The 26,056-nt window shown below is 39.3% G+C and carries 24 protein-coding genes and 1 pseudogene; 17 read left to right on the top strand and 8 right to left on the bottom strand.

Features of this window, described 5'->3' with window-relative positions; all coding sequences use genetic code 11:
* Window positions 1-40: 40 nt before the first annotated feature.
* From ETP70_RS09220 to ETP70_RS09230, 3 genes are read left to right on the top strand one after another with little or no spacing between them, the layout of a single operon-like run.
* Entirely contained in the window at window positions 41-1,249 is a 1,209-nt protein-coding gene (locus ETP70_RS09220) for an apolipoprotein N-acyltransferase (protein WP_151900911.1), read from the top strand.
* Window positions 1,250-1,304: 55 nt separating this feature from the next.
* The gene (locus tag ETP70_RS09225) at window positions 1,305-3,404 is read left to right on the top strand and encodes an RNA degradosome polyphosphate kinase (protein ID WP_151900912.1); all 2,100 of its coding nucleotides are present in this window, start codon (window positions 1,305-1,307) and stop codon (window positions 3,402-3,404) included.
* A gap of 13 nt (window positions 3,405-3,417) precedes the next feature.
* Window positions 3,418-3,945 carry a gamma carbonic anhydrase family protein gene (locus ETP70_RS09230; protein WP_151900913.1) on the top strand — a complete coding sequence of 176 codons (528 nt, stop codon included), beginning with the start codon at window positions 3,418-3,420 and terminating at the stop codon, window positions 3,943-3,945.
* On the opposite strand, the gene argJ is transcribed toward ETP70_RS09230, so the two are convergent.
* From argJ to rpmB, 3 genes are read right to left on the bottom strand one after another with little or no spacing between them, the layout of a single operon-like run.
* Complete coding sequence (argJ, locus tag ETP70_RS09235; RefSeq protein ID WP_151900914.1) at window positions 3,933-5,111, bottom strand: bifunctional glutamate N-acetyltransferase/amino-acid acetyltransferase ArgJ; 1,179 nt, start codon at window positions 5,109-5,111, stop codon at window positions 3,933-3,935. The two genes, ETP70_RS09230 and argJ, sit on opposite strands and share 13 nt — an antisense overlap.
* Window positions 5,104-6,234 (bottom strand): potassium channel family protein, encoded by a 1,131-nt coding sequence (locus ETP70_RS09240; RefSeq protein ID WP_188109979.1) that lies wholly within the window; start codon window positions 6,232-6,234, stop codon window positions 5,104-5,106. Before ETP70_RS09240 ends, argJ begins: the two co-directional genes overlap by 8 nt.
* A gap of 16 nt (window positions 6,235-6,250) precedes the next feature.
* On the bottom strand, window positions 6,251-6,439 hold the full coding sequence (gene rpmB / locus ETP70_RS09245) for a 50S ribosomal protein L28 (protein WP_013326380.1): 189 nt from the start codon (window positions 6,437-6,439) through the stop codon (window positions 6,251-6,253).
* Between the two features lie 166 nt (window positions 6,440-6,605).
* Between rpmB and ETP70_RS09250 the strand changes: the two genes are divergently transcribed.
* Genes ETP70_RS09250 through ETP70_RS09270 form a run of 5 tightly spaced genes read left to right on the top strand, consistent with a single transcriptional unit; the run spans window position 6,606 to window position 10,864 of the window.
* Window positions 6,606-7,403 carry an HDOD domain-containing protein gene (locus ETP70_RS09250; RefSeq protein ID WP_151900916.1) on the top strand — a complete coding sequence of 266 codons (798 nt, stop codon included), beginning with the start codon at window positions 6,606-6,608 and terminating at the stop codon, window positions 7,401-7,403.
* Window positions 7,400-8,794 (top strand): chemotaxis protein CheX, encoded by a 1,395-nt coding sequence (locus tag ETP70_RS09255; RefSeq protein ID WP_151900917.1) that lies wholly within the window; start codon window positions 7,400-7,402, stop codon window positions 8,792-8,794. The genes ETP70_RS09250 and ETP70_RS09255 overlap by 4 nt, the downstream gene beginning before the upstream one ends.
* Window positions 8,795-8,839: 45 nt before the next feature.
* Window positions 8,840-9,481, top strand: coding sequence for a ribulose-phosphate 3-epimerase (gene rpe / locus ETP70_RS09260; protein WP_151900918.1), 642 nt, complete (start codon window positions 8,840-8,842; stop codon window positions 9,479-9,481).
* On the top strand, window positions 9,481-10,065 hold the full coding sequence (locus ETP70_RS09265; RefSeq protein ID WP_151900919.1) for a phosphoribosylanthranilate isomerase: 585 nt from the start codon (window positions 9,481-9,483) through the stop codon (window positions 10,063-10,065). Before rpe ends, ETP70_RS09265 begins: the two co-directional genes overlap by 1 nt.
* The gene (locus ETP70_RS09270; protein ID WP_151900920.1) at window positions 10,055-10,864 is read left to right on the top strand and encodes a 3'-5' exonuclease; all 810 of its coding nucleotides are present in this window, start codon (window positions 10,055-10,057) and stop codon (window positions 10,862-10,864) included. The genes ETP70_RS09265 and ETP70_RS09270 overlap by 11 nt, the downstream gene beginning before the upstream one ends.
* Before the next feature lie 2 nt (window positions 10,865-10,866).
* Here the strand turns inward: ETP70_RS09270 and accA are convergent, their stop codons facing one another.
* From accA to gpmI, 5 genes are all read right to left on the bottom strand, one after another.
* Complete coding sequence (gene accA, locus ETP70_RS09275; RefSeq protein WP_151900921.1) at window positions 10,867-11,802, bottom strand: acetyl-CoA carboxylase carboxyl transferase subunit alpha; 936 nt, start codon at window positions 11,800-11,802, stop codon at window positions 10,867-10,869.
* 16 nt (window positions 11,803-11,818) lie between these two features.
* Entirely contained in the window at window positions 11,819-13,036 is a 1,218-nt protein-coding gene (locus tag ETP70_RS09280) for a beta-ketoacyl-ACP synthase II (RefSeq protein WP_151900922.1), read from the bottom strand.
* 114 nt (window positions 13,037-13,150) lie between these two features.
* Window positions 13,151-13,378, bottom strand: a complete 228-nt coding sequence (gene acpP, locus ETP70_RS09285) for an acyl carrier protein (RefSeq protein WP_013326372.1) — start codon at window positions 13,376-13,378, stop codon at window positions 13,151-13,153.
* Window positions 13,379-13,441: 63 nt separating this feature from the next.
* Window positions 13,442-14,188 carry a 3-oxoacyl-ACP reductase FabG gene (gene fabG / locus ETP70_RS09290; RefSeq protein ID WP_151900923.1) on the bottom strand — a complete coding sequence of 249 codons (747 nt, stop codon included), beginning with the start codon at window positions 14,186-14,188 and terminating at the stop codon, window positions 13,442-13,444.
* Between the two features lie 143 nt (window positions 14,189-14,331).
* Window positions 14,332-15,813, bottom strand: coding sequence for a 2,3-bisphosphoglycerate-independent phosphoglycerate mutase (gene gpmI, locus ETP70_RS09295; RefSeq protein WP_151900924.1), 1,482 nt, complete (start codon window positions 15,811-15,813; stop codon window positions 14,332-14,334).
* 89 nt (window positions 15,814-15,902) lie between these two features.
* On the opposite strand from gpmI, the gene mraY reads away from it, so the two are divergent.
* The 9 genes and pseudogenes from mraY (at window position 15,903) to ETP70_RS09340 (ending at window position 26,053) form a co-directional block, all read left to right on the top strand.
* Window positions 15,903-16,964, top strand: a complete 1,062-nt coding sequence (gene mraY / locus ETP70_RS09300) for a phospho-N-acetylmuramoyl-pentapeptide-transferase (protein ID WP_151901544.1) — start codon at window positions 15,903-15,905, stop codon at window positions 16,962-16,964.
* A gap of 5 nt (window positions 16,965-16,969) precedes the next feature.
* Window positions 16,970-17,533 (top strand): phosphoribosylglycinamide formyltransferase, encoded by a 564-nt coding sequence (gene purN, locus ETP70_RS09305; protein ID WP_151900925.1) that lies wholly within the window; start codon window positions 16,970-16,972, stop codon window positions 17,531-17,533.
* Window positions 17,534-17,562: 29 nt separating this feature from the next.
* Window positions 17,563-18,119 (top strand): annotated as a pseudogene (locus ETP70_RS09310) (trimeric intracellular cation channel family protein).
* Window positions 18,120-18,183: 64 nt separating this feature from the next.
* A complete protein-coding gene (locus ETP70_RS09315) occupies window positions 18,184-20,883 on the top strand; it encodes a cation-transporting P-type ATPase (RefSeq protein WP_151900926.1) in 2,700 nt (899 codons plus the stop codon).
* 45 nt (window positions 20,884-20,928) lie between these two features.
* Window positions 20,929-21,891, top strand: a complete 963-nt coding sequence (locus ETP70_RS09320; protein ID WP_151900927.1) for an ATP-binding cassette domain-containing protein — start codon at window positions 20,929-20,931, stop codon at window positions 21,889-21,891.
* On the top strand, window positions 21,888-23,168 hold the full coding sequence (locus ETP70_RS09325) for an HlyD family secretion protein (RefSeq protein ID WP_151900928.1): 1,281 nt from the start codon (window positions 21,888-21,890) through the stop codon (window positions 23,166-23,168). Before ETP70_RS09320 ends, ETP70_RS09325 begins: the two co-directional genes overlap by 4 nt.
* A complete protein-coding gene (locus tag ETP70_RS09330) occupies window positions 23,169-24,512 on the top strand; it encodes a TolC family protein (RefSeq protein ID WP_151900929.1) in 1,344 nt (447 codons plus the stop codon).
* Between the two features lie 58 nt (window positions 24,513-24,570).
* The gene (locus ETP70_RS09335) at window positions 24,571-25,092 is read left to right on the top strand and encodes a Na+/H+ antiporter subunit E (RefSeq protein ID WP_151900930.1); all 522 of its coding nucleotides are present in this window, start codon (window positions 24,571-24,573) and stop codon (window positions 25,090-25,092) included.
* Complete coding sequence (locus ETP70_RS09340) at window positions 25,079-26,053, top strand: universal stress protein (RefSeq protein ID WP_188109980.1); 975 nt, start codon at window positions 25,079-25,081, stop codon at window positions 26,051-26,053. Before ETP70_RS09335 ends, ETP70_RS09340 begins: the two co-directional genes overlap by 14 nt.
* Window positions 26,054-26,056: the final 3 nt, after the last annotated feature.

Below are 26,056 nucleotides of genomic sequence, written 5' to 3' on the forward strand. Positions count from 1 at the left end.
AAATATACTAATAAGCTCTTAAATTCAGTACAATTTCAAAATGAATTCCTTAACAAAAAATATTTTACTCGCAATTGGCACGGCTGCACTTTTCAGTGCTTTTATCTATTTGGAATATTTTGGCATTGAAAATAAATTTCTCAATACCCTTTTTGGACTTGGAGCAATAGCACTGCTTCTTAGCATTCCTAAAAAAGCGGTTCTTTTTAGCGGTTTTTTTATAGGACTCTTTTGGTTTTACTGGATCGGTTTCAGTTTTAAATACCAGGGTGTCGGCTACATGGAGCCTTTTGTTACTCTCGGCTTCGGCATTCTCTATCTTCTCTTTTTTGCACCGCTTGCCTTTACAGACAAGCCCTATATACGGGCCCTACTGCTTTTTGGGCTCAGCTTTTTTGAACCGCTTGGCTGGAACTGGATGAAAATTGAGCTCTTGTTTGTCAACAGTTATATAGGTGTTTACAAATATCAGTTGGCGGCCGTTTTGCTCGCCCTCTCCCTGCCTTCACTGATAAAAAACAAAAAATACAGATATTTGCCTCTTTTGCTTCTCGTCTTTGCCTATAACTACGGCTATCCAAAACAGTATGATGCGCCCCTGAAAATAAAGCTGGTACAAACAGAAATCCCCCAAAGTGTCAAGTGGGAGAGAAGCAGCCTCTACCCTACCGTTGCCATGATTTTTGAAAAAATCCGTCAGGCACAGGCAGAAGGCTATGATGTTGTCATATTCCCCGAATCTGTCTTCCCTCTTTTTATGAATGAAATGCCGAAACTGATGCAGGAACTTCGTAAGGCTTCTGAAAAAATCACTGTCATAGCCGGTGCACTGATGCGTGAAAACAATCTCAACTACAATGTCACCTATATGTTTGACAAAGGCAGATACAAGGTTGCCAAAAAACTCATTCTGGTTCCTTTTGGCGAGTACATTCCTCTGCCAAAATTTGCACAAAAATTCATCAACGATACTTTTTTTCAAGGATCAAGTGATTTTGTTACGGCAAAAAAACCGACAGACTTTGTCATAAAAGGTATCAGGTTCAGAAATGCCGTCTGTTATGAGGCTACATGTAAAGAGCTCTACAATGGCAATGTAAAATATATGATTGCCATAAGCAACAATGCATGGTTTACCCCTTCTATTGAGCCGACACTGCAGAAGTTGCTTTTAGAGTACTATGCCCGAAAAAACGGTGTGACAATTTACCACGCAGCCAACATGAGCGGCACAGGTGTAATCAAATAGTAATAATTTCTTTGCTATAATAAAGAAAAAACTTACCAAAGAAAGTGAAAATTTTATGATAAACCTTAAAAATCCCAATCTTTATTTAAACCGTGAGCTTTCATGGTTACAGTTTAACACAAGAGTCCTCAAACAGGCACAGGATGAGTCTTTGCCGCTGCTTGAACGTCTCAAATTTCTTGCCATTTACGGAACAAATCTGGATGAGTTCTATATGATTCGCGTGGCAGGACTTAAAAAGCTTTTTGCCGCGGGTATTATCGTTTCAGGGGCCGACAGGCTGACACCTCTGCAGCAGCTTCGTGAAATCAGAAACTATCTGCATCAGGAACAGCAGGTTGTCGAGCACTGCAGAAGTGAAATATTTAAAAAACTTGAGCCTCATGGTATCAGTGTAAAGACATATGATGAAGTGAACAATCAGGACAAACATAAACTCAACCAGTATTTCAATGAAAACATCTATCCGGTAATTATTCCCATTGCCATAGATGCCACACATCCTTTTCCACATCTTAACAACCTGAGTTTCGGGCTTATCGTAAAACTTCGCGATATGGACAACGAAAATATAGAACGCTTTGGAATTATACGTGTTCCCCGTGTTTTAAACAGATTTGTAGAGCTTGGAAACGGAACCTATGTACCGATAGAAAGTGTTGTGGAAAAGCATGTTGATGAACTTTTTCCGGGCTATGAGCTTATCAAATATGCCCCTTTTCGCGTGACAAGAAATGCTGATATTGCCATAGAAGAAGAGGAAGCTGATGACTTTATGGAGATTCTTGAAGAGGGGCTCAAACTTCGCCGTAAAGGAGAAATGGTCCGGCTTGAGGTCGGTTCAAATGCTGATGATGAAATCATTAACTTTTTTAACCGTCATGCACATATATACAAAGATGACATCTACAGATACCATACCTTTTTAAATCTCTCAAGTCTTTGGCAGATAGTATCGAACAAAAACTTTGCACATCTTTTGGCACCGGCATTTCAACCAAAAAATCTGCCGCCTTTTGAAAACAATGAAGATATTTTCTCTATCCTGGAAAAGCAGGATGTCTTGATGTACCATCCTTATCAGAGTTTTGACCCTGTGGTAAATCTCATTCAACATGCGGCAAAAGACCCTGATGTTGTCTCTATAAAAATGACACTCTACCGTTCAGGGACAAAGTCGCCTATCGTCAAATCTTTGATGGATGCCAGTGAATCGGGAAAACAGGTTACCGTTATGGTTGAGCTAAAAGCACGCTTTGACGAGGAGAACAATCTCATTTGGGCAAAAGCGCTTGAAAAATCAGGAGCCCATGTTATTTACGGAATTCAAGGGTTTAAAGTCCATGCAAAAGCGGCTTTGATCACAAGAAGAAAAAACGGAAAACTCAAGCAGTATGCCCATTTAGGCACAGGAAACTATAACCCTTCCACTGCAAAAATATATACTGACATGAGTTATATGACGAGCAAGGACACCATTACCAATGACTTAACACGCTTTTTTCACTTTTTGACAGGCTTTAGCAAAAAAGGAAAACTCAATGAGTTATATATGTCTCCTTCACAAATCAAGCCTAAAGTCCTTTCTCTCATTCACAATGAAACAAGACAGGGAAAAAACGGACATATCATTGCAAAGGTAAACTCACTTGTTGACGATGATGTCATCAGAGCACTCTACAAAGCCTCTATAGCCGGTGTAAAAGTTGAGCTTATTGTACGTGGTATCTGCTGTTTGAAGCCCGGTATCAAAGATGTCAGCGAAAATATAAGAGTTGTTTCCATTTTGGGAAAATACCTCGAGCATGCCCGTACTTTTTATTTTAAAAATGATGCATCAAAAGTCTATATCTCAAGTGCAGACTGGATGCCCCGAAATCTTGTGCGGCGTATAGAGCTTTTAACTGCCATCAAAGATGAAGATGCCAAAAAGAAAATTATACAGATTCTCAAACTGCAATGCTCCGACAATGCCCTTGCACATGAACTGCAAAGTGACGGATCCTATATAAAAATCAAGCCAAAAGAGGGGCAAAAGGTTATCAACAACCACAAACTTCTTGAAGACTATGTCAATCGCATTGCAAAAGCAACCAAAAAAGAGACCTCTACCTATGTGCAGCAGCTGGTTAACCGTCTCTTCATAGAAAGTTAAAGGAGCACGCCTTATGTTACATGTATACAAAAATATAACCCCGACTGTAGGTAGCAGAAGCTGGATAGCGCCTTCTGCAGATGTTATAGGGGATGTCAGCTGCGGAGAGGACTGCTCTGTCTGGTTTGGCTGTGTCGTTCGCGGTGATGTGCATTATATAAAAATCGGCAATCGTGTCAATATTCAGGATTTGAGTATGATACATGTAACGCACTACAAAAAAGAGGACAAAAGTGACGGAAATCCGACAATCATCGAAGATGATGTGACCATAGGACATCGCGTCATGCTGCACGGATGTACCATAGAAAAAGCCTGTCTTATCGGCATGAGCGCTACTATACTGGACGGTGCGGTTATAGGCAAAGAGAGCATAGTCGGAGCAGGTTCGCTTGTGACAAAAAACAAAGTTTTTCCGCCACGCTCACTCATCATGGGAAGCCCTGCAAAAGTTGTCAGAGAATTGAGCGAGGAGGAGATAAAAGAACTTTACGCCTCTGCCTCACGCTATGTGGCGTTTAAAGAGGATTATGTTCTGTAGTCCGCATTTATTTTGACATATTCATACCCGAGATCGCAGCCAAAAGCTGTGAACTTTCCGTCTCCTATTCCCAAATCGCAATAAATGGTAAATGCTTCTCTTTTCATTATCTCACCGGCTTTTTGCTCCATCACTGCATCGAAATACAGTGTTCCCCTGTCATAGACACAGACATCTTCAAAGGCAATACGCAGTTTTTCTTCATCCGCATCAGCACCGCTTGCACCGATTGTTGAAGCGATTCTTCCCCAGTTTGGGTCTTCTCCGTAGAGTGCCGTTTTGACAAGTAAAGAATTGGTCAGCGCTTTGGCCACAATCTCTGCCTCCGCATCATCTTTTGCCCCACTCACTTCATAGGTAACAAGTTTTGTCGCGCCCTCTCCGTCTCTTACCATTTCACGGGCCAAAAAACGCATAATTTTATAAAGAGCTTCTGTGAATGCTCTCCTGTGGTAAACTTTACTTTTTGCATTGCTGAGCAACATGACTGTGTCATTGGTCGAGGTATCTCCGTCAACACTTGCGGCATTAAAAGTTGTTTTTACATTTTCAGTTAAAATATTTTGCATTTCATCTTTGTCAACTTTCGCATCAGTTGTGATAAAACAGAGCATTGTAGCCATAGCGGGATTAATCATACCCGCACCTTTTGCCATTGCACCAATGTGAAAACTGCTGCCGTCTTCAAGTTCGACTCTGTATGCAATCTGTTTTGAAAAAGTATCGGTTGTCATAATCGCTGCCGCCGCCGAACTGCCGTCTCGTTTTTTCAAATCAAAAAGTCTGGCACCGGCTATAATCTTCTCTTTTGGCAGTCGTACACCGATAACACCTGTTGAGCTCATTACAGGATTGTGCACTTCCTCCGGCAAGGTGGCTAAAATTTCTTCTATATCTTCAATACCTGCTTTTCCGGTCATAGCATTGGCATTTTTAGAATTAATAAGTACAAAATTTGTTTGAAACTCACCTTTTGCTTTAAAGTGGCGTATAGGTGCTGCCGTCATTTTGTTTGTTGTAAATGCTGTTGCTATTTCACACAAGGTATCACTGTAAACAAAAGCCATATCTTTTGCTTTGTTCGGTTTTAATCCTGCACTGATACCATCCGCATAAAAACCTTCTGCCGTACAAACCCCACCATCAACTTTTATCAACTTATACAAACTTCAACTCCTTAGGTTTGACTCTTTTTGAAATCAGATCTTTTGTTATTTTAATCCCTTCCTGTGTGCCTATCACTAGAAGTTTCGATTCACTTGTCACCAAGGTATCTCCCTTTGGCATTCCAATAAGCTTTCCGTCTTTTCTGGTAATTCCCACAACTGATGTGTTTGCAATTTCCCGGATATGTGTCTCTTTCAATTTTTTGAGAACTGCCCAACTGTAACGCGGCACTATGATCTCTTGCATATCCAAAGGATTGTCACTTTTATATAAAAATTCTTCAAGCAGATTTTCCATATCGGGACGTGCCGCCATTGCAGAGACTCTTTGGGCTGTGAGTTTTGTCGGAGAAACGACAGTGTCTGCTCCAAGTTTTTTCAGCTTTTCCACATCACTCATTGTTTCTGCTGAGGATATCACATAATAGGGACGAGGCAAAAAATGTTCTTTCTCAAAAAGCCGCACCGAAGCAATCAGCGCAATATTGTCAGCAATGGAACTCGACAAAGTAATCAAACCTTTTGCAGAAGAAAGATGTGCTTTGAGCATTGAAAGCTCAGCATGAGGCTGTGCCTGCAAAAAATGCGGATATTTATGCTCTATTGCCCATTCGTGGATTTCAGCTCTTGGATCAATCACAATAAAAGGAATATGGTTTTTTCGCAACTGTTTTGTTACTTCTATTGTATAGTCATTATGATAGCACACAACAAAATGCTTTTTAAGTCTTGCTATTTTGTACAGCATTCTTCTCTCCTTCATTATGGCAACAATATGCCCCTTGTTCAGTTCTGAAACCAAAATACCTATAGCACTTGAAAATACTGCAAACCCTGCAATAATTAAATTGATAGTAAAAATTCTTCCTGCGTTTGATATTGGAGCAATTTCACCAAACCCAACAGTAGTAAAAGTAATGGCCGTTTGATAAATTGCATCCATTATTGTAAAATTATCTATAAGAACATATCCGGATGTTCCTATTAACATTACAAATACTGTTAAAATTAAAGGGAGACGAAAAGCTTTAAGGTGGGAATAAACTTCAGGAAGAAGCTTGGGATCAGGTTTGGGAGGGCTCTCCCAATTTAGGAACTTGCGAATCCTTGGTAAAAGATTCAAAACTGATTCCTATAGTCTACGAATTTTTCTTAAGTGTGCGTAATTCTCTTGCAGAAATCTTAATCTTCTTCGTTGTACCGTCTTCTAATGTAATACGAACTGTTCTTAGGTTTAATAAAAAACGACGCTTTGTTCTGTTTTTTGCATGAGAAACATTGTTCCCACTCATCGGGCCTTTGCCGCTGATAGCACATCTTCTTGCCATTTGAGTATCCTTGAATGATATTTTAAAGTTGCGAATTATAGCAAACAAAAGCAAAACTGCAACTTAAGCCTGTTTTGTTTTTTTTGAGAATATACTTTCTATACTTTATTTGAATTTTATCTTAATCTCGTTAGAATATATAATATCCAACATAAAGTAGTAAAATTTGATTACATTACAACAGATAGACGCATTTATAGAAAAAATACCGCCATCACCAAAGATTTTAAAACAGACGCTCGCTTTGCTTGATCAGGGTGATCTGGTTCAAGCAGCAAAAGTGGCACAGAATGACCCTGCACTCAATGCCTATTTGAAAGAGTTGGTGAACAAACCTTTGTACGGGTTTAAAAATGAAGTCACAAATGTTTCTCAGATTTTTGGCATACTTGGTGTCTCAAGATCACAGCAGGCGGCTTACAACTATATGATCTCTTTGCTTTCTCCCGCAAAATGGAAACTCTTCAAACTGAACAAATCTTCTTTTTATGATTTACAGGCCGGACTCTCTGTTGACTGGCACAAAATTACCGCTTATTTGCAGATAGAAGATAAAGACCTTCAGAGTGCTGTTGCTCTGCTCCCCGCTAGTATCATAGTATCCGAAGCACTCTTTTGTGAAAAAATTGAAGATGTAAAGCTTCTTAGAAGTGTAGATGAGATTGATCTCAACACCATATTGCAGAGACTCTGCAATATGGACCTGTTTGATATATGCGAAAGAATTTCCCAAAAATGGGAAATGCCCAAAAATATTGCCGATATCATTCAGGCATCTTCCGGCATTAAACCGTCTCAGGATGAAACAAACAACAAACTTGGAAAATGGATGCATCTGCTACTCTTTTACACCCTGTCAAAACCTGTTTTTATTGAAGCCGGATTGAATGATTTTATTGACTTTCAAATTGATTTTGTCAGCGACATCTATGATGACTTTTCAAAACTGATGGAGATTTCATGAGAGCGGTAATTAGAGAAGGAATCGGCGTATTTCACCCTCAGGGATTCCTTGACGGTTCGTCAGGAAGTTCCTTTCTGAGCATAGAAGATATAGATGCCACACTCAAAAGCAATGCTTCGATGATTCTTGTTTCACTAAAAAAAGTTATTTTCTTCAACAGAAACGGTTTGGACACTTTTGTAAAAATGTTTCAAAAAGTCAGAAGCAAAAACCATATAATCGTCGGTTTTTGTGATTATGACAAAAAGAAATATGATGCTTTTAAAAAATTTTATGATGGCGATTTAAGTTTTTCACTCTTTAAAACTCAGCAAATCGCTTCTCTGTTTGCAGACGGGTTCAAAGAAAAAAATAAAAATATACTGCTTTACAGTGAAGACAAGTCACAAAGAGCCGCTCTGGCAATAGAGTTGCACAACAATGGCCACAACCCGATAGTTGCACAGACAAAAGAAGAGTTTTTGCAAAAAGCAAAAGTAGAAAATGCCTATGATGTCATCATAGAAGACACATATCTCGGGCAAATGGGACAAAAAGTTGCAACAAGAGTCACAGGCAATGCCATCATATACACTGTTTCTTCATTTTTGGATGCGGAAATAGGCAATACTTTTAATATAGCCTATCACAACAACTCCCTGCATGTCGGTTTTAGACTTTTTATCTTTGATGCCTACAAAGTTGTCAGTATGAACATTCATGCTCTTAATTTTTTCTCAAAGCTTGCATCATCTTCTGCCGAATACAATGCCACCATATGTTTTGTAGGCATGTCTTTTGACAAAACACCTCTTTCTTTCAAAGAGACACTTGAAGATGCCGGCATCATGTTTTTTGAACAGATGGATGATATTTTGCAAAACAAAGAACTTTTGGACGAACTTGGTGCCAGCAGTGCAGCTGCGACAAAGAACAAACGTGCACTTAACAAAGTACTGGTGACAGAACTGCCAAGATTTATTGATGCAACTGTAGCCACTATAGAGATGATGACCAATTCAAAAGCCATCAAAGATGCGGCAAAAGTAGACAAAATTGAAATTACTGACAAAGATGGAAAAATAGCGAGCTCTATCGGTTTTTACGGAGACATTGACGGCATGGTTATGCTTGTTTTTCCGCTGGGCATTGCGAAAAAAGCCTGCGAACTGCTTATTGGGGAGAGTACTGACGACAAAGAGATGATACTTGATACTCTGGCTGAACTTGTCAACATTGTCGGAGGAAAAGTAAAAACACTTTTGGCAGACGAACACATCAGTGTGGATATTACCCTTCCTAGAACCTACCATAATGTTGAAGGACTGCTAGAAGTTGCCAAAGGAAAAAAAGGTGTTCAGGTTGATTTATCCTTTGATAATGACAAGTTTTTGTTTTTCTTAACAAGGTAAAAGCTATTATAGTTTATAATTCCACAATAATTTAAAAGGAAGAATATGCAAGTAGCCCCTAGCGTTCTCTCGGCAGACTTTGGAAATTTGGCACGGGATGTACAGGAAATATGTGAAGCGGAATGTGATCTGGTACATGTAGATGTCATGGACGGGCATTTTGTACCCAATCTGACGATAGGGCCGGTTGTGGTTTCGGCTATAGCCAAAGCTGCCACAAAACCCCTGGATATTCATCTTATGGTCGAGAACAACACCTTTTTTGTAGAGCTTTTCGCACCTCTGCAGCCAAAATATATCTCTTTTCATATAGAAGAAGAAAAACACCCGCATAGGCTCATACAAAAAATCCGCTCTCTTGGTATCAAACCCTCTATAGTGCTCAATCCCAACACAATTCCCGAAGAATTGGAATACCTTCTTGGTGATTTGGATATGGTTTTGCTTATGAGTGTGAATCCTGGTTTTGGAGGGCAATCTTTCATAGATTCCGTACTTCCAAAAGCAAAAAAACTTGATGCTATGAGGAAAAGACTCAATCCCGAATGTCTTATCCAGGTAGACGGCGGGGTAAGTGACAAAAATATCCATGCACTCAAAGAAGCCGGCGTTGATGTTGTTGTTGCCGGCAGCTATGTTTTCAAGCACGAAGACAGAGCCAAAGCGATAAAGAGCTTACAAATATAATGCGTACAAAAATCTGCGGTATTACCTCTTATGAGGATGCTATGACGGCAATAGATGCCGGAGCTGATGCACTTGGATTTGTATTTTATGAAAAATCTCCACGCTGCTTAACACCTGCTGAGGCAAAAAAAATTATTCAAAAACTTCCTCCTTTTGTTGAGAAAGTAGCCCTCTTTGTCAACGTCGATGCACAGACAGTCAATGCTACATGTAAAGAGGTTGGTGCGACACTTGCCCAGATTCATTTTGAAGCAGACGAAGCATTTTATGAAGCACTGAAAATCCCTCATATCAAAGTTATAAGAGCACAAAAAAAAGAAGATGTCCTCCAATATGCTGATGAGTACAGACTTGTTGATGCCTACTGTGAAGCATATGGCGGTGCAGGAAAACAACTTAATGCAGAATGGTTTGAGGGCGTTGAGTGTTCCAAAATAATTCTTGCCGGCGGCTTAACTCCCGACAACATTCAGGCTCTGAAAAAGTACAGTTTTTATGCTTTTGATGTCAGCAGCGGTGTAGAAATATCACACGGGAAAAAAGATGCAGCTAAAGTAAGAGAGTTTATACACAATGCTCACTGATAATTTCAATCTTGATGCCAAGAGCATTTCACGACTCTCTTCACGCGGGCTCTCTTTAAAAACACTCAAAGAGCAACTGAGCGAAGAACTTGAACTTTCCATAGAACTCTGGAAAGCACAGGGTTTACATGTAATCAGACACCAGGGATATTACTATTTCGATACAAAATTTATTCCTATCCATCAGGCAGAATTCTGTATCGTTGATATCGAAACAAACGGTTCAAAAATAGAAAAACACCAGATCATTGAAATTGCTGCTGTAAAAGTAAAAAATGGAATAATCATAGACAGATTTGAATCTTTGGTCCATACCAAAGAAATTAATCCTCATATCACGGAGATTACAGGCATAACTGTCGATGATACAACAAATGCGCCTCAACTCAAAGATGTTCTGCAACGATTTAAACTCTTCTTGGGTAATGCCGTGTTTGTTGCCCATGATGTCAAATTTGATTACAGCTTTATATCCAAAAGCCTGCAAAAAATCGGCTTGGAACCCCTGCTAAACAGGAGTCTCTGTTCTCTTGCCTTGGCTGAAAGAACTATTGTCTCTTACAGATATGCACTTTCCTATCTGAATGAAACACTGCGATTAAATCCGGAAGCCAGGCATCACAGAGCCATGAGCGATGTCATTACAACCTATGGACTGTTTTTGTTAAGTCTGGAGAATTTGGATGAAGATATAAAAACGGTAGAAGATTTAATTAAGTTTTCAAAAGAGGCGCCAAGGCTGAAACGCCCAAAATTTGATCCTCTTTTAGAGATAAAAAAAGAGGAAAAAGAGCAGTAGAGTTACTCCTTGAAAGCACCCGGTTTTGTGAGTTTTGCATAGCGTGCATTCATTCTCTCTTCTTCACTCATAGCTTTTAATTCGTCCACTTTTTGTAAAAAATACTCCTTAAGAACCTGTGCTGCTTTTTCTTTTTCTCTGTGTGCTCCGATTAAAGGCTCATCTATAATATCGTCAATCAAATCAAGCTCTTTTAAATCTGCACTGGTGATTTTAAGTGCGTTTGTAGCAGTTTCTACTTTTTTAGGATCATTCCAAAGAATTGCAGCACATCCCTCAGGCGAGATAACACTGAAGATAGAATAACGCATCATTGCAAATTTATCGGCAACGCCGATGGCAAGAGCACCGCCGGAACCGCCCTCTCCTATAACAATAGAAACCGTAGGAATTTTCAGTTCTGCCAGTTCAAGCAGATTTCTCGCAATAGCCTCGCTCTGGTTTCTCTCTTCTGCCCCTATACCAGGATAGGCACCCGGTGTGTCTACAAGCATAAGAAGCGGAATATTGAATTTTTCTGCTAATTTAGCGGCACGGAGTGCTTTTCTGTAGCCTTCAGGATGCGGCATACCAAAATTTCGCTTCAACTTGTTTTTTGTTCCACGCCCTTTTTGCTCGCCGATAACCATAACTTTTTGATTGTCAATATACCCAATATAACAAAGAATAGCGGCATCATCACGGAAATGTCTGTCTCCGTGTATTTCATACTTGTCTCTCATTATAAGATTAATATAATCCAGTGCATAAGGACGATCAAGATGGCGTGCCAGTTGAAGCTTTTGAAAGTCAGAAAGATTTTTATAAATCTTTGTAACTTCCTTATCTAATTTCTTTTTCAACTCTTCAACTGCGCCTTGATCATGGCGAACCTGTGCAGAGATTATATCTTCTTGAATAGCTTTTATTTTATATTCAAAGTCTAAGTATGTAGCCAAATTAAATCCTTGTCAATTAGATTTTTTTGAATATAAGAACGCCGTTTGTTCCGCCAAAACCAAATGAGTTACTCATAACAATGTTTAGATCTGCTTTTCTCGCACCTTCAGTAACATAATCCAAGTCACAGTTTTCATCAGGTGTTTCATAGTTGATTGTCGGAGGAATGATACCGTCCCGCATCGCCATCAAACATGTAACAGCCTCTATACCGCCTGCTGCACCGAGACAGTGACCGATCTGTCCTTTGATAGAGCTCATCGGAGGACAGTTTTCTTTTCCGCCCAAAAGATCTTTCAGCGCTGCTGTTTCATTTTTATCATTTACCGGTGTACTGGTTCCATGTGCGTTGACATAATCAAGTTTCGGTTCACCTGCCATTTTATAGGCAGCTTTCATCGCACGGGCAGGACCGTCCAATGATGGTGTTGTAATATGATTCGCATCACCGCTTTCACCAAAACCGATAATTTCACCGTATATTTTTGCACCACGCGCAACTGCATCTTCGTATGTTTCCAAAACAAGAGCCGCAGCCCCCTCTCCCATAACAAAACCGTCACGATTTGCGTCAAAAGGACGAGAGGCATGCTTGGGATCATCATTTCTTGTAGAGAGTGCTTTCATCGCGGCAAATCCGCCGACTCCCACACCTGTTATAGCAGACTCTGCCGAGACAACCAGCATTTTATCGGCTCCGCCGCATATAATGGTTTTTACCGCTTCACTGATTGCATGTGTTCCTGCGGCACAGGCTGTTACACTTGAAAGGTTTGGTCCTTTTGTTCCGTGTTCTATAGAAACGAATCCTCCCAGCATATTTACAAGAGCACCCGGAATAAAAAACGGAGAAATTCTTCTTGGTCCGCGAGTCTCTAAAATAACAGAACTTTTCTCAATGGAAGGGAGTCCGCCGATTCCTGAACCTGCACTGATTCCGAATCGCTCCATATCTGTATCTTCAGGAAGTGCCGCATCTTCCATCGCTTCTTTGGCAGCTTTGAGTCCAAGGTGGATAAATCTGTCTGCTTTTTTTACTTCTTTGGGAGGCATAACCGTAGCAGGATCAAAGTCTTTGACTTCTCCGGCTATTTTTACACTGAATTTTTCAGGGTCAAATATAGTGATGATGTCTATTCCGCATTCACCGTCACATATAGCTTTAAAAGAACTCTCTTTATCGTGACCTACTGAATTTATCATTCCCAGACCTGTAACTACCACTCTTTTCATTGAATATTCTCCATAAAATAATAAAATACTTTTAAAAATCAATACAAAAATTAACTATTAAAAATATTTGCTTTCAAAGAGATGACTAACCTCTTTGAAAAATTAAAAAACTGACTACTTGTTTTCGATATAGTTTACAACATCTTGAACAGTTTGAATTTTTTCAGCTTCATCATCAGGAATTTCGATGTCGAATTTTTCTTCAAGAGCCATTACCAGTTCTACAACATCAAGACTGTCTGCACCTAAATCTTCTACGAATTTTGAATCCGGTTTTACTTCATCTGGGTTAACGCTTAACTGCTCAACTACTACTTCTTTAATATCATCTAAAAGTGCCATTATAGCTCCTGTTTTTTTAAGTTTAAAATCCTGTAATTATAGCATAAATATCTTAGAGGACATTTATGCCATGTTCATTCCGCCGTTAACTTTTAAAGTTTCTCCCGTAATGTAACTTGCATAGTCCGAAAGTAAAAAAGCTGTTGCGTTTGCCACCTCTTTTGCATCACCGAAACGGTTCATAGGAATCTTGTCTGTAAAACTTTTTTTCACCTCATCACTCAGCACTTCTGTCATTTCAGTTGCAATAAATCCCGGTGTGATAGTGTTGTATCGTATACCGCTTGTCGCAGCTTCAATTGCAAAGCTTTTTGTCATTGCGATAACCCCGCCTTTGCTCGCTGCATAGTTTGTCTGTCCGCCGTTTCCTGTTTCGCCTACAATCGAAGCAATATTGACAACCGAACCGAATTTTTTCTTTCGCATAACTTTCATAGATTCGCGACATCCGATAAAAGCAGAGGTAAGATTAGCGTTAATAACAGCCATAAAATCTTCTGTTTTCATACGCAATGCCAGCTTGTCTTTTGTAATGCCTGCATTGTTTACAAGATAGGAAAGCTCACCGTCCGCATCCACTATTGTCTTTATCCCGTCAATAAAAGCTGCCTCATCGGTTACATCAAACCCGATAACCGCCGCACTGCCTCCCTCTGCTTCGATTGCCTCTTTTACCGCATCCGCTTCTTTTGCGCCGCTTCTGTAGTTTATCCACACCTTTAGACCAAATCCCGCCAAAGTTTTGGCGATTTCTGCACCTATTCCACGGCTTGCGCCTGTTACTAAAACATTTTTTCCGCTAAATTTCATTATACCTTCCTTTAATTTTTTTGTAAAACACCCAGGCCTGCACTGAAGTACGGGTTCCTGAAAAATTATACATTTTCGGAATCGGCACTTTTTATGCTAAAGCATGAGTTGTGAGAAAACTGAATTTTTTTCTGTAGTGTCGGCTATACTTCTACCAAAGCTCCATCCATCTCTTTTGGAATCGGAAGTTCCATCAGCTTTAAAACCGTCGGGGCTATGTTGTTGAGCCCGCCCGGTTTTACTTTTTCAACACCCTGTGCATCCACAAAGCACCATACTTTTCCGACCGTATGGTTTGTCAGCACATTGCCGTTTTCGTCCCGCATCTCTTCACAGTTTCCATGATCGCTTGTCAACACAAATGCATACTCTTTTTCTTTTGCTTTGGCATATATTTTTCCCAACTCTTCGTCAACAGCCTCGACAGCTTTCTTTGCCGCTTCAAAATCACCGGTATGTCCGACCATATCTCCGTTGGCAAAATTTACCACTATAAAGTCATACTCCCCGTCCATTGCCTTACGAACAGCCTCACCAACCTCTTTTGCACTCATTTCCGGTTTCATATCATATGTTTTCACATTTGGCGAGGGAATCAAAACCCGTGTTTCATTTTCATACGGTTCATCAATTCCGCCGTTAAAGAAAAAGGTCACATGTGCGTATTTTTCCGTCTCTGCGGTATGTAACTGACGAAGCCCTGCGCTGGCAATCACTTCAGCCAAAGTATTTTTTGGCACATCTTTTCTAAACATCACAGGATAGGGAAAATTTTTGTCATATTCGGTAATTGTTGCAAGGTTTACATGCTGTACTTTTCTTTCAAATTTTGTAAAATTTTCATCAGCCAGTGCCGTTACCATTTCTCGCATTCTGTCACTTCTGAAATTTACAGTAAGGACACTGTCTCCCTCTTTCATCCCCTCATATCCTGCAAATGCAGTCGGCTCGACAAACTCATCGGTTTCTCCAAGTGAATAAGAGTGCCCTATATAGACTTCAGGCGTCATGTCTGTTTGCGGTTGTGCAGATACAATAGCATCATAGGCACGCTTGATCCGTTCCCAGCGGTTATCTCTGTCCATTGCATAAAAACGCCCGGATATGGAAGCAATTGTTACATTTTCATTCAAATGCTTTTTTACTTCTTCTAAATATTTTTGTGCCGATGTTGGAGAGACATCTCTTCCGTCTGTAATAAGATGCAAAAAGACTTTTTTGCCGTTTTTTGCCGCAATATCAGCTATACCCATAAAATGATCTATATGCGAGTGCACTCCGCCGTCACTCATCAATCCAATTAAATGCAGCCTGTCCGATTTTTGAAAAAGCTCTTGCAAAACTTCATTCTGTTCCAAAGAACCGTCTTTAAGTGCCAATGATATTTTGACCAGATCCTGATACAGAACACGTCCGCTGCCTATACTCATATGCCCAACTTCAGAGTTGCCCATCTGACCCTCGGGAAGTCCGACACTCAAACCAAAGGTTTCTATAAGAGCGTGCGGCACTTCATTAAAAAATTTGTCATACGCAGGTTTATTTGCATTATAAAATGCATTATGCTCTGTTTTTTCACAGTAGCCAATACCGTCTGTTATGACTAAAATTGCTTTTTTACTCAATTTTATTCCTATTAATAATTTTCTTGCGTGATTATACTCATATAATGTCACTTTCAAATAACAAACAAGACTCTAATCAGGACAAATATTTGCTATATTTTATACATCAGTTTCTCGACATAAATATTTTAGGCTATATTACTATTCGTGCCGGAATCGCTTTTTTTATTGCCCTCACTCTTACATTGTACTTAATGCCAAAATTTATACGCTGGGCCCAAAAAACATCCAGTGTGCAGCCTATTAACGAATGGGCACCGCAAAGACATCAGGAAAAAGTCTCGACGCCTACAATGGGAGGCATCGTCTTTATAGGTGCTACCATTATTGCCACACTTCTGACAGTCCGTCTTGACAATGCGTATGCTTTGGCCGGACTGCTTACCCTTGTGCTTTTTTCACTCATAGGCTTTTGGGATGATTTTGCAAAAATCAAAAAAAATGAAAATCTTGCAGGCTTTAAAGCAAGAACAAAACTGCTGCTTCAAATCATTTCAGCCCTTGCTGTTTCGTGTTTTTTATGTTACTTTGCTGATTTTAACACCGATTTGTATGTGCCTTTTTTAAAAACACCTCTTCTTGACATGGGTGCATTTGCCGTTCTTTTATGGGTTTTGGTCATTATTTCCACTTCCAATGCAGTCAACCTGACAGACGGACTCGACGGTCTTGCAACAGTGCCTTCCATCGTTGCCCTTGCCACTTTCAGTATTATCATCTATATTATAGGCAATGTCAAAATCAGTGCTTACCTGCTCATGCCTCATTTTGAGGTCAGTGAAGTAGCCATTATTGCCAGTGCCCTCATAGGTGCGCTTACAGGATTTTTGTGGTACAACTGCCATCCTGCAGAAGTATTTATGGGAGACAGCGGTTCTTTGACCATAGGCGCATTTTTGGGATATCTGGCAATTATCAGTAAAAGCGAAATACTTCTGCTCCTGATTGGTTCCATCTTCGTTATAGAGACGCTTTCTGTTATTCTTCAGGTAGGCAGCTTCAAGCTCCGTAAAAAACGGGTCTTTTTAATGGCGCCGATTCACCATCATTTTGAAATGAAAAAATGGGCGGAAAACAAAATTATCGTCCGTTTTTGGATTATTGCTATTCTTTCGAATATTTTGGCACTCATCACACTCAAAATCAGGTAGAAAACATGAAGAACATAGCTATACTTTCATCGCATAACGGAAGCGGTCTCGATGCCATCTTTGAAGCTGTCAATGCAGGAATTTTATCGCTCAACATTGCCTTGGTTATTTCAAACAACACAGATGCCAAGGTTTTGCAAAAAGCAAAAAAATATGGGCTTACATGTAAACTTGTCAATGCAAAGACAGATACGGATCCTGATAAAACTATTTACCGGCTGCTGAAAGAGTATCAATGCGAATATGTTTTTTTATCAGGTTACATGAAAAAGCTCTCTCCTTCGCTGACATCCAGTTTTACAATAATCAATTCGCATCCCTCTCTACTGCCAAAATATGGCGGTGCCGGCATGTATGGACGCTTTGTACATGAAGCTGTCATAAAAAACAGAGAAAAAACAAGCGGTGTCACTATTCATGAAGTCAATGAAAATTATGATGAGGGAAAAATCATCTTGCAAAAATCATTACAAATACTCCCTGAAGAGACGGTTGATTCACTTGAGAAAAAAATCAAAACCCTGGAAAAAAAAGCAATAGTTGAAGGGCTTGCTCTGTGTTTGAAATAGCAGAGTACATAGGCATTATCGCTTTTTCAATGAGTGGCTTTTTTGTGGCAACCAGAAACAGGCTTGATCTGCTCGGTGTATTAGTCGCTACATTTCTAACGGCTCTTGGCGGCGGGATCATGAGAGATGTTACCGTAGCAAAAATTCCTTTTACTTTTTCGCATAACTATCCGGCACTGATTGTCATCTCTGTTTTGCTGCTTCTTATCATTTTTAAATTTCATCACCGCAACTCTATCGAGAACAAAGCTCTTTTTATTTTAAGTGACTCTATCGGTCTGGTCTCATTCAGTATCTCGGGGGCACTGATCGCCATAGAGAGCAGTTTCAATCTCACAGGCATTATTGCCATGTCCTTTCTGACCGCAGTAGGGGAGGAATTGCACGTGATGTCATCATCAACGAAGTACCTTTTGTTTTAAAAACAGGTTTTTACGGAACAGTTTCTATTCTTATTGCCGTTATTTTATATGCACTGCATACTTTACATGTAACCACGTATACAAATATTTCTATCCTCTTTTTTGCTGCACTGACCCTTAGGCTTATTGCCTACTATGCCAAATGGTCTATCCCTTTACGATAACATTTATCATTAAGCTAAAAAAGAGTACCATTTACCTGATTTTAAAATAAAAACAGGGTTAGATATGAAAAACAGCTGGCATGCTCTTCATCAAAAAAAGATATTGGAAACCTTAAGCTCGGATTTGAATAAAGGACTTCAAGAAGATGAGGCAATAAAAAGGTACAAACAATATGGTCCGAATCTTTTAAGTGTCAAAAAAACAAAATCTGCACTCCTTCGTTTTTTAAGTCAATTCAATCAGGCACTGGTCTATATTTTGCTGGCGGCTATTGTCATAAAAATATATCTGGGTGCCTACGTTGATGCCAGTGTGATCTTTGGTGTTGTTTTGCTCAATGCCATCATAGGATTCATCCAGGAGAACAAAGCACTCAATGCACTGGCCGCTTTGTCAGAGTCTTTAGTTACAGTAAGCACTGTGTTGCGTGGCGGAAAAAAACAGCAGATTGATGCAAAAAAACTTGTGGTTGGAGATATTGTGTTGCTGCAGTCAGGAGACAAAGTCCCTGCTGATATGCGGCTTCTCTCATCCCGTGAACTGCAGATAGACGAATCCGCCCTTACAGGAGAATCAACCCCTGTTTCAAAAACAAATACAATACTTCCCGAAGATGTTTCTCTTGCGGATCGTACCAATATGCTCTATTCGTCAACTTTTGTCACATACGGTACAGGCACAGGCGTTGTTGTTGCAACAGGCGATGAGACAGAAATAGGTCATATTTCAAAACTGCTTAATGATGCAACCGTATTGGATACTCCTTTGACTCGTAAAATATCCAAATTCAGTCATCTCTTGTTATTGGTAATTCTCTTTTTGGCAACAGTCACATTTGCTGTAGGGCTATGGCACGGTAAATCCTGGGAAGAGTTGTTTATGGCATCCATTGCACTGAGTGTTGCCATGATACCCGAAGGTCTGCCTGCTGTTATGACAATTATCTTGGCTATCGGTGTCGCACGCATGGCAAAACGAAATACAATCATTCGCCATCTTCCGGCTGTAGAAACCCTGGGAAGCACCACAATAATCTGTTCAGACAAAACAGGGACATTGACACGCAATGAAATGACCGTCCAGGAACTCTACTGCGCAAATGAGAAATTTGAGATAAGCGGAGTCGGGTATTCACCCGATGGAGAGATCCTCCAAGAAAACAAAAATTATGACAGCGGCAAGAACCGGACCCTTTTGGAACTCTTCAAAGCAGGAGTTTTATGCAATGATTCCAGACTCAAAAAGAGTGAAAAGGCATGGAGCATAGAAGGAGATCCTACGGAGGGAGCATTGCTGGTCTGTGCAAAAAAAGCGGCAATAGACACTGACGCATTAAGAGCTGACATGCCAAGGATAGATGCGATCCCCTTTGAATCGCAATATCAGTATATGGCAACTCTGCATTTTGACAAAAAAACAAACAAATATATCATTTATGTAAAAGGTTCTGCAGAGAGTATTACCCAGCGATGCAGTACTGTTTTGGATATAAACGGTGAGCCTGTCCCTCTCGATGAGAATGACATTTTTATGCAGGTGGAGTCTATGGCAAAAAAAGGCTTAAGGGTCTTGGCCTTTGCCAGACTTGTCATAGAGCACAAAATAACCCTCGAACATGAACATATCTCTCACAATTTGGAGTTTATCGGTCTTCAGGGTATGATAGATCCGCCAAGAGAAGAGGCAATAATTTCGATTGAAGCATGCAAAACGGCAGGCATAGATGTAAAAATGATTACAGGGGACCATGCCATAACAGCCACAGCAATTGCCAGGAAGATGGGATTAATCCATTCTGCGCAAAAAGATGAAAGCAGTGTCGTCATTACAGGAAATGCACTGAATAATTTACAAGAAAAAGAAATGCTCGAAGCTTCAAAAAATGCTTCGGTATTTGCCAGAGTAACACCGGAACAAAAACTGCGTATCGTCGAAGCCCTCCAAAGGAACAATGAAATTATTGCAATGACAGGAGACGGTGTCAATGATGCCCCTGCGCTTCGCAGAGCCGATATCGGAATTGCTATGGGGATCACAGGGACAGAAGTTGCCAAGGAAGCGGCAGATATGGTACTGACTGATGATAATTTTGCTTCTATAGAGGCAGCTGTCGAAGAGGGACGGGCTGTACTGGAAAATATTATCAAGTTTATCGGTTTCATATTGGCAACAAATCTTGGAGAGGGGCTTGTCATCATGGTTGCTATTTTAGCAAATGTCACACTCCCGATTCTTCCTGTTCAGGCCTTGTGGATCAACATGACAGCTGCAGTTTTTCTCGGACTGGCTCTGGCATTTGAACCGCAGGAACCAGGTTTGATGCAAAAACCGCCGCATCCGCCATCTGCTCCGATACTAAGAAAAGAGATGCTGATTCGTATCTTTTTGGTGGGTACTATGCTCCTTGGCGGCTCTTTTGGCTTATTTGAACTGGCACTCATGCACGGAAACAGTTTGGAAGAGGCCCGAACAATAGCAGTCAATGTATTTGCCGTTGGAGAATCTTTTTATTTGCTCAATTCCCGTTCACTGCGTTTTTCCATATTTAAGCTGGGACTCTTCAGCAATCTCTGGATATGGATCGGTATTTTTTGCATGATAGGCGCTTCTGTTGCCCTGACATATCTGCCAATTATGAATAAAATGTTTCATACTGCACCGATCAGTTTGCATGACTGGCTCAATATATTTGCCGTTGGAGTGCTGATTTATGTTACAGTTGCCATTGAAAAAATAGTTCGGCAGCGGTATTCAAGCATATAAAGCAGTTTTGTATGGCATAATTTAGATTTAGGGGCAAAAAACAACATGACAAACGAAGAAATTTTTAGTAATGTTTTCAAGCAGCTCAAAAGTATTGCATCAAAAGATAAAAAAAATATTTTTTATCTTCTGTACTATTCTGTTATTGAAGCAATTTTACTGCTTGTGAGTCCGTTGACCTCAGCATTTATTATTAACAGCGTACTGGCGCATGCTTCTATCTCCATCACTGTCTTAAGCATTGTCGTAATTGTCATTTTTTCACTTATTGCAATTTTGCAAGTCATAAAAGAGTACATCATAGAAAAATTTGAACAAAAAATATTTGTAAAAAATGCCATTAAAGTCTCTGAACTTGCGATCAACAATAAAAACAACCTTCAAAACAAAGATAAAATCGACAAATATATGAACTACTTTTTTGATGTTGTACACATACAGAAACTTTTTCCGATTTTGCTCCTCAATGGTTCCAGCCTTATTATCAAGGTTGTCATAAGCCTGCTGCTTCTTCTTCTGTTTGATGTTTCCTTCTTTGTACTGGGCGTGGTTTTTATAATTATATTTGCGATTATGATTTTATTTTTAGGAAGAAAAAGCCCAAAAAATGCAGTCGCACGGTCTGATGCAAAACATAATGCCATATACTTTTTGCAAAGTATTCCCTTCTTAAACGATACAAGCCAAAGCATATCATCCAGACTGGATGGATATCTGACAAAATACATTTCAAAAAGACAGCAAATGTTTGCAATAATCATCAAACAGGTTGCGCTTACTTTTGTTACAGAAGGATTTATTTTGGCATCCTTCTTCATTTTGGGCGGTTATCTTGTTTTTGAAGGCATTGTCCCTATTGGAGAGTTCGTTGCAGCTGAGATCCTCATTATCTCTGTTGTCGGTGCCCTAAAAGAGTTTATTGAAAAAATAGATTATATTTATGACATGATTGAGGGTTTTTACAAAATCGACAAACTCTCTAAAGTCTTTGAAAGTGAAGAAACGTGAAAAAATACAAATCATTGGAACTCGTCGAACCACATAAGTTTATAAAACACTGGATGCTTATTACCTTCTCTATTATATCAATTTTCATAGTTTTGCTTTTTTTGCCATGGCAACAAACTGTTTTCGGTATAGGAAAAGTAATCGCATTAAACCCTACTGAACGGGAGTACAACATAGTTGCAACCGTTGATGGCGTAATAGAGAAGTTTTATGTGCAAGAAAATCAGGAAGTCAAAAAAGGGGAACTTCTTTTTTCAATGAGAGATTTGGACAAAGATTATCTGCAAAGGCTCCAGGATATCCAACAGCAGACACAAAACCAGATAAGCAATCTTACAATTAAACTTGAAAATCTAAAAAACAACCTCACCAATCAAAAAGAAAACCTTGAAAACAAAATGAAAGCTTTTACTACAAAAATATCACAGCAAAGAAACAAAATCCTTGCTCTGCAGGAGAAAAAAACCGCACTGACCAACCAGGAAAAAATTGCCTTTATCAACTTTAAAAGAACGCAAAAACTTTTTCAAGACGGTATAGAATCAAAAAGAGCACTGGAGGTACAAAACAATGCGTACATATCAACCAAAGCAGAACTTTCAATAATAAACACAAAAATAGAAAATGCCTACAAAGAGATATCAGTACTCCAAAATGAAAAAGATGCGATTTTCAATACACTGACACAAAAGATAAACACCATAAAAAACAGATTGCTGGAAACAAAGAACAGCATAAATACACTTAAAAAGAATCTGCAAAACGAAAGTGTAAAACTTCTGCGCTATGAGAATAAAGACATTAAAGCCAAATCGGATGGTTATGTGGTCAGAATCTATCAAAATGACACAAACAAACTTCTCAAAAAAGGGGAGAAGATTCTCTTTTTTGTTCCAAAAGTAACAACAAGGGCCATCCGCCTTGAAGTCTCCAACTTCAATATGCCGCTTATTAAAAAAGGACTTGAAGCCCGTATAATATTTTACGGATGGCCCGCTCTGCAGATTTCCGGATGGCCAAAAATCTCTCACGGAACATACGGCGGAAAAATTGCCACAACAGAACAAACGGCATATGATCAGAATAACTACTATGCACTTGTTGTAGAAAATGAAAAAGACAGCAAATGGCCTCCGTCACATCTTTTAAGAAACGGAACACAGGCAAAGATATGGGTACGGCTCTCAACGGTTCCTATCTGGTATGAAATATGGAGACTCATATCGGCACAACCGCCAAAAATGGTCCATGTAAAAATAGATGAATCGAGTTTTTAAATGCAGATAAAAAGCTTGCTTATCGTTCTTTTATGCAGTTACGGTTTTGCCCAGGAAGTATTTATCCAAAAAGACATCATAAACTATTTTAATGAAAAAAACCCTTTTTACTACGAAAAAGTGGGTGATATTTACATTAAAGAATACAATGAAATTTTCTACAAGGGTGCTTTTGATATAAAACTTGATGCAAACTATGAAAAAAAAGAGTACCCGCTCTCTACAGCAGAGTTTACAAAAGCAGGACTCAGGCAGTCTCTTGGAAACGGAGTGGAATTTTCAGCCGCATACAGAAAAGCAACAGGAACACAAGAGTACAACAACATAAAAACATCCAAAGAGGGAGAAGCCATTGTCAACCTGCATCTTCCAGTTTTCAATATCATTAACAGCATCAGCAAAAACCAAAAGAATCTCTCTCTTGCCCAACAAAAGACAAAAATAGCAAAACTGCAATCACAGGACAAAATCATCAAATTTTATCTTGATGTATCAAAGCTCTATTATAAACTTTTACTTCACAAAGAACTGCTCCAAGCAAACAGAGAACTTCTCAACAAAGCATATATTAATTTTGCGTTTATTGACAAAAGTATTCAAACCGGAAAATTGCCGCAAATAGCATTAACAGAGATAGAAAGTGAAATTATCAACAGAAAACAGAGAGTTGTACTGACAAATATGCAGTTTCAAAAAGTTTTTTACTCTTTTTTGCAATATCTCAATATTAGCAAAAAAGATTTTGATGCCAAGTATACACTTCCGGAATTGCCAAAGCAAAGTTCTTTGGAGCTGCTGCAGGATCAAGCAGTTCAAACAGCCTTTAAAAACAGTTTGCTTCTCAAAGCGTTACATGTAAAGGAAAAAGAAATAACAATTAAACAAAAGTACAATGAAGTCAAAAAGTACCCAAAACTGGATGTCAATTTTTATGGTGTCTATGATTTGCAATACAAAGAAGGGTACAAAGCTACTTTTGATTTCAATCTTCCTTTACAGCGAAGTTCCTACAAAGGACAAAAAGGTGCCTATACAAAAGAAACGCTTTTGCTGCAAAACAGGATAGCACTCCAAAAGAGCAAACTAAGAACGGCCATCATTACAGTACTGCAGGAGATAAAAACAAAAAAAGAGATTATAAATCTTGCAAAAAAAGAGGTGACTCTTAAACAGAAAGTTGAAGATGCGCAAAGAAGACGCTACAAGCTTGGCATAGGAAACCTGCTTACGCTCAACCAAAGAGAGATCATAACACTTCAGGCAAAACAAAAACTCCTCAGTGAATACTATAAACTTATAGAAAAAGAGCTGGAATTAAAATACATTCTAAGGGAGCCGCTGTGAATCTTTTTAAAATATTGAGAAAAAAGTGTACAATGTTATTATACAAGGTGGTCATACTATGAAAAATATTCAGATTGGAACCCGTTTTCTCTTTGTTCTTTCCAAAAGAATGTTTTTATTTTTTATTATTTGGATAATACTGGCAGACGGCGACATCTCTTCTCTTTGGATTGGCGTTCCTGCTGTATTGCTCTCATCCATAATCAGTCTTATCCTTGTTCCTCCTGTCTTTTGGAACTTTACTGCATTCCTGAAATTTATTCCGTTTTATCTTATACGCTCTCTTTTGGGAGGATTTGATGTCATGTTGCGTGTTTTTCATCCGGCTCTTCCGATAAACCCTGGTTTGCTAAAGTATCAGCTGCATCTTCCAAAAGGAGTACAGCAGGATATGATTGTCAATGTATTAAACCTGCTTCCGGGTACACTTTCAGTAGAAATTGAAAATAATTTGTTGTTGATTCATGTTTTGGATATTGGCAAAAATATCAAACAAGAGGTCCTGCTCATTGAAGATTATATCAATGAGATATTTTCCAAAAAGACCAACACTCAAGGTAGTTCAAATGAAAAGATTTAAAAACATACTCTGCATTATTGAAGATACACAAGCGAGCCAAAGCATTTTGCAACGCGCTGTCAAGTTGGCAACAGACAATCAGGCAAAACTGACAGTTGCGAGTGTTATTAGCAACTCAAAAGCCAGTTTTGGTATTTTGAAAAACTTTTTGGATATGGATGTAAAAACTCTTTTAAAAAAAGAAAAAACAAAAGAGCTTAAAGATTTGACACAGACTGTTTCAAACCAGTCAGATATTAAAATTAAAGTATTTTTCGGAACACCTTTTTATGAGATAATCTATCATGTTTTGCTAGACAATTATGATCTGGTCATCAAAATGCCGGAAAATGCAAGTTGGATGCATCGATTGTTCGGGAGCAATGATATGCATCTTTTACGAAAATGTCCATGTCCGGTTTGGTTTATCAAAAAAAACAGCCCTGAATCTTTCAATCATATCATGGCTGCTGTCGATGTAAATATTGACACTGAAACGGAAGAAGAACCAGATACACAGGAAAAGCTAAACCATCAAATTCTTCAAATAGCAAGCTCTCTTGCTGTCAGCGAGTTAGCCCAATTACATGTACTGCATGTATGGGATGCTCCAGAAACAGCACTCATGCAGGGTGCATTTATAAAGATGCCGGATTCAGAAGTTATTAAATATGCACAGGAGATGCAGCATCTGCATGATTCAAAGCTGCAAGCACTCTTACGTGATGCAGCACATACGCAAATCGGTGATATGTTAAAATTTCTAAAACCGAATATTCATCTGCTGCGAGGTTTGCCAAATAAAATCATTCCCCAGTTTGCCCAAAAACTGCAAATTGATTTGATTGTTATGGGCACTGTCGCGCGAACAGGTTTGGCCGGAGTCATTATGGGAAATACAGCAGAAGACATACTCAACCAGATAGACTGTTCGGTTCTTGCCATCAAGCCTCCGGGATTTAAAACTCCTATATCCCTGTAGGTA

It is taken from the genome of Sulfurimonas hydrogeniphila, from assembly GCF_009068765.1.
Classification (GTDB): domain Bacteria; phylum Campylobacterota; class Campylobacteria; order Campylobacterales; family Sulfurimonadaceae; genus Sulfurimonas; species Sulfurimonas hydrogeniphila.

Coding starts and splice junctions, on each gene's coding strand:
- rpe (WP_151900918.1), top strand. CDS start 8,840: ATGCAAGTAGCCCCTAGCGTTCTCTCGGCAGACTTTGGAAATTTGGCA.
- ETP70_RS09270 (WP_151900920.1), top strand. CDS start 10,055: ATGCTCACTGATAATTTCAATCTTGATGCCAAGAGCATTTCACGACTC.
- ETP70_RS09255 (WP_151900917.1), top strand. CDS start 7,400: ATGAGAGCGGTAATTAGAGAAGGAATCGGCGTATTTCACCCTCAGGGA.
- ETP70_RS09315 (WP_151900926.1), top strand. CDS start 18,184: ATGAAAAACAGCTGGCATGCTCTTCATCAAAAAAAGATATTGGAAACC.
- purN (WP_151900925.1), top strand. CDS start 16,970: ATGAAGAACATAGCTATACTTTCATCGCATAACGGAAGCGGTCTCGAT.
- ETP70_RS09280 (WP_151900922.1), bottom strand. CDS start 13,036: ATGAAAAGAGTGGTAGTTACAGGTCTGGGAATGATAAATTCAGTAGGT.
- rpmB (WP_013326380.1), bottom strand. CDS start 6,439: ATGGCAAGAAGATGTGCTATCAGCGGCAAAGGCCCGATGAGTGGGAAC.
- ETP70_RS09230 (WP_151900913.1), top strand. CDS start 3,418: ATGTTACATGTATACAAAAATATAACCCCGACTGTAGGTAGCAGAAGC.
- fabG (WP_151900923.1), bottom strand. CDS start 14,188: ATGAAATTTAGCGGAAAAAATGTTTTAGTAACAGGCGCAAGCCGTGGA.
- ETP70_RS09320 (WP_151900927.1), top strand. CDS start 20,929: ATGACAAACGAAGAAATTTTTAGTAATGTTTTCAAGCAGCTCAAAAGT.
- acpP (WP_013326372.1), bottom strand. CDS start 13,378: ATGGCACTTTTAGATGATATTAAAGAAGTAGTAGTTGAGCAGTTAAGC.
- ETP70_RS09330 (WP_151900929.1), top strand. CDS start 23,169: ATGCAGATAAAAAGCTTGCTTATCGTTCTTTTATGCAGTTACGGTTTT.
- ETP70_RS09220 (WP_151900911.1), top strand. CDS start 41: ATGAATTCCTTAACAAAAAATATTTTACTCGCAATTGGCACGGCTGCA.
- ETP70_RS09225 (WP_151900912.1), top strand. CDS start 1,305: ATGATAAACCTTAAAAATCCCAATCTTTATTTAAACCGTGAGCTTTCA.
- ETP70_RS09340 (WP_188109980.1), top strand. CDS start 25,079: ATGAAAAGATTTAAAAACATACTCTGCATTATTGAAGATACACAAGCG.
- ETP70_RS09265 (WP_151900919.1), top strand. CDS start 9,481: ATGCGTACAAAAATCTGCGGTATTACCTCTTATGAGGATGCTATGACG.
- ETP70_RS09335 (WP_151900930.1), top strand. CDS start 24,571: ATGAAAAATATTCAGATTGGAACCCGTTTTCTCTTTGTTCTTTCCAAA.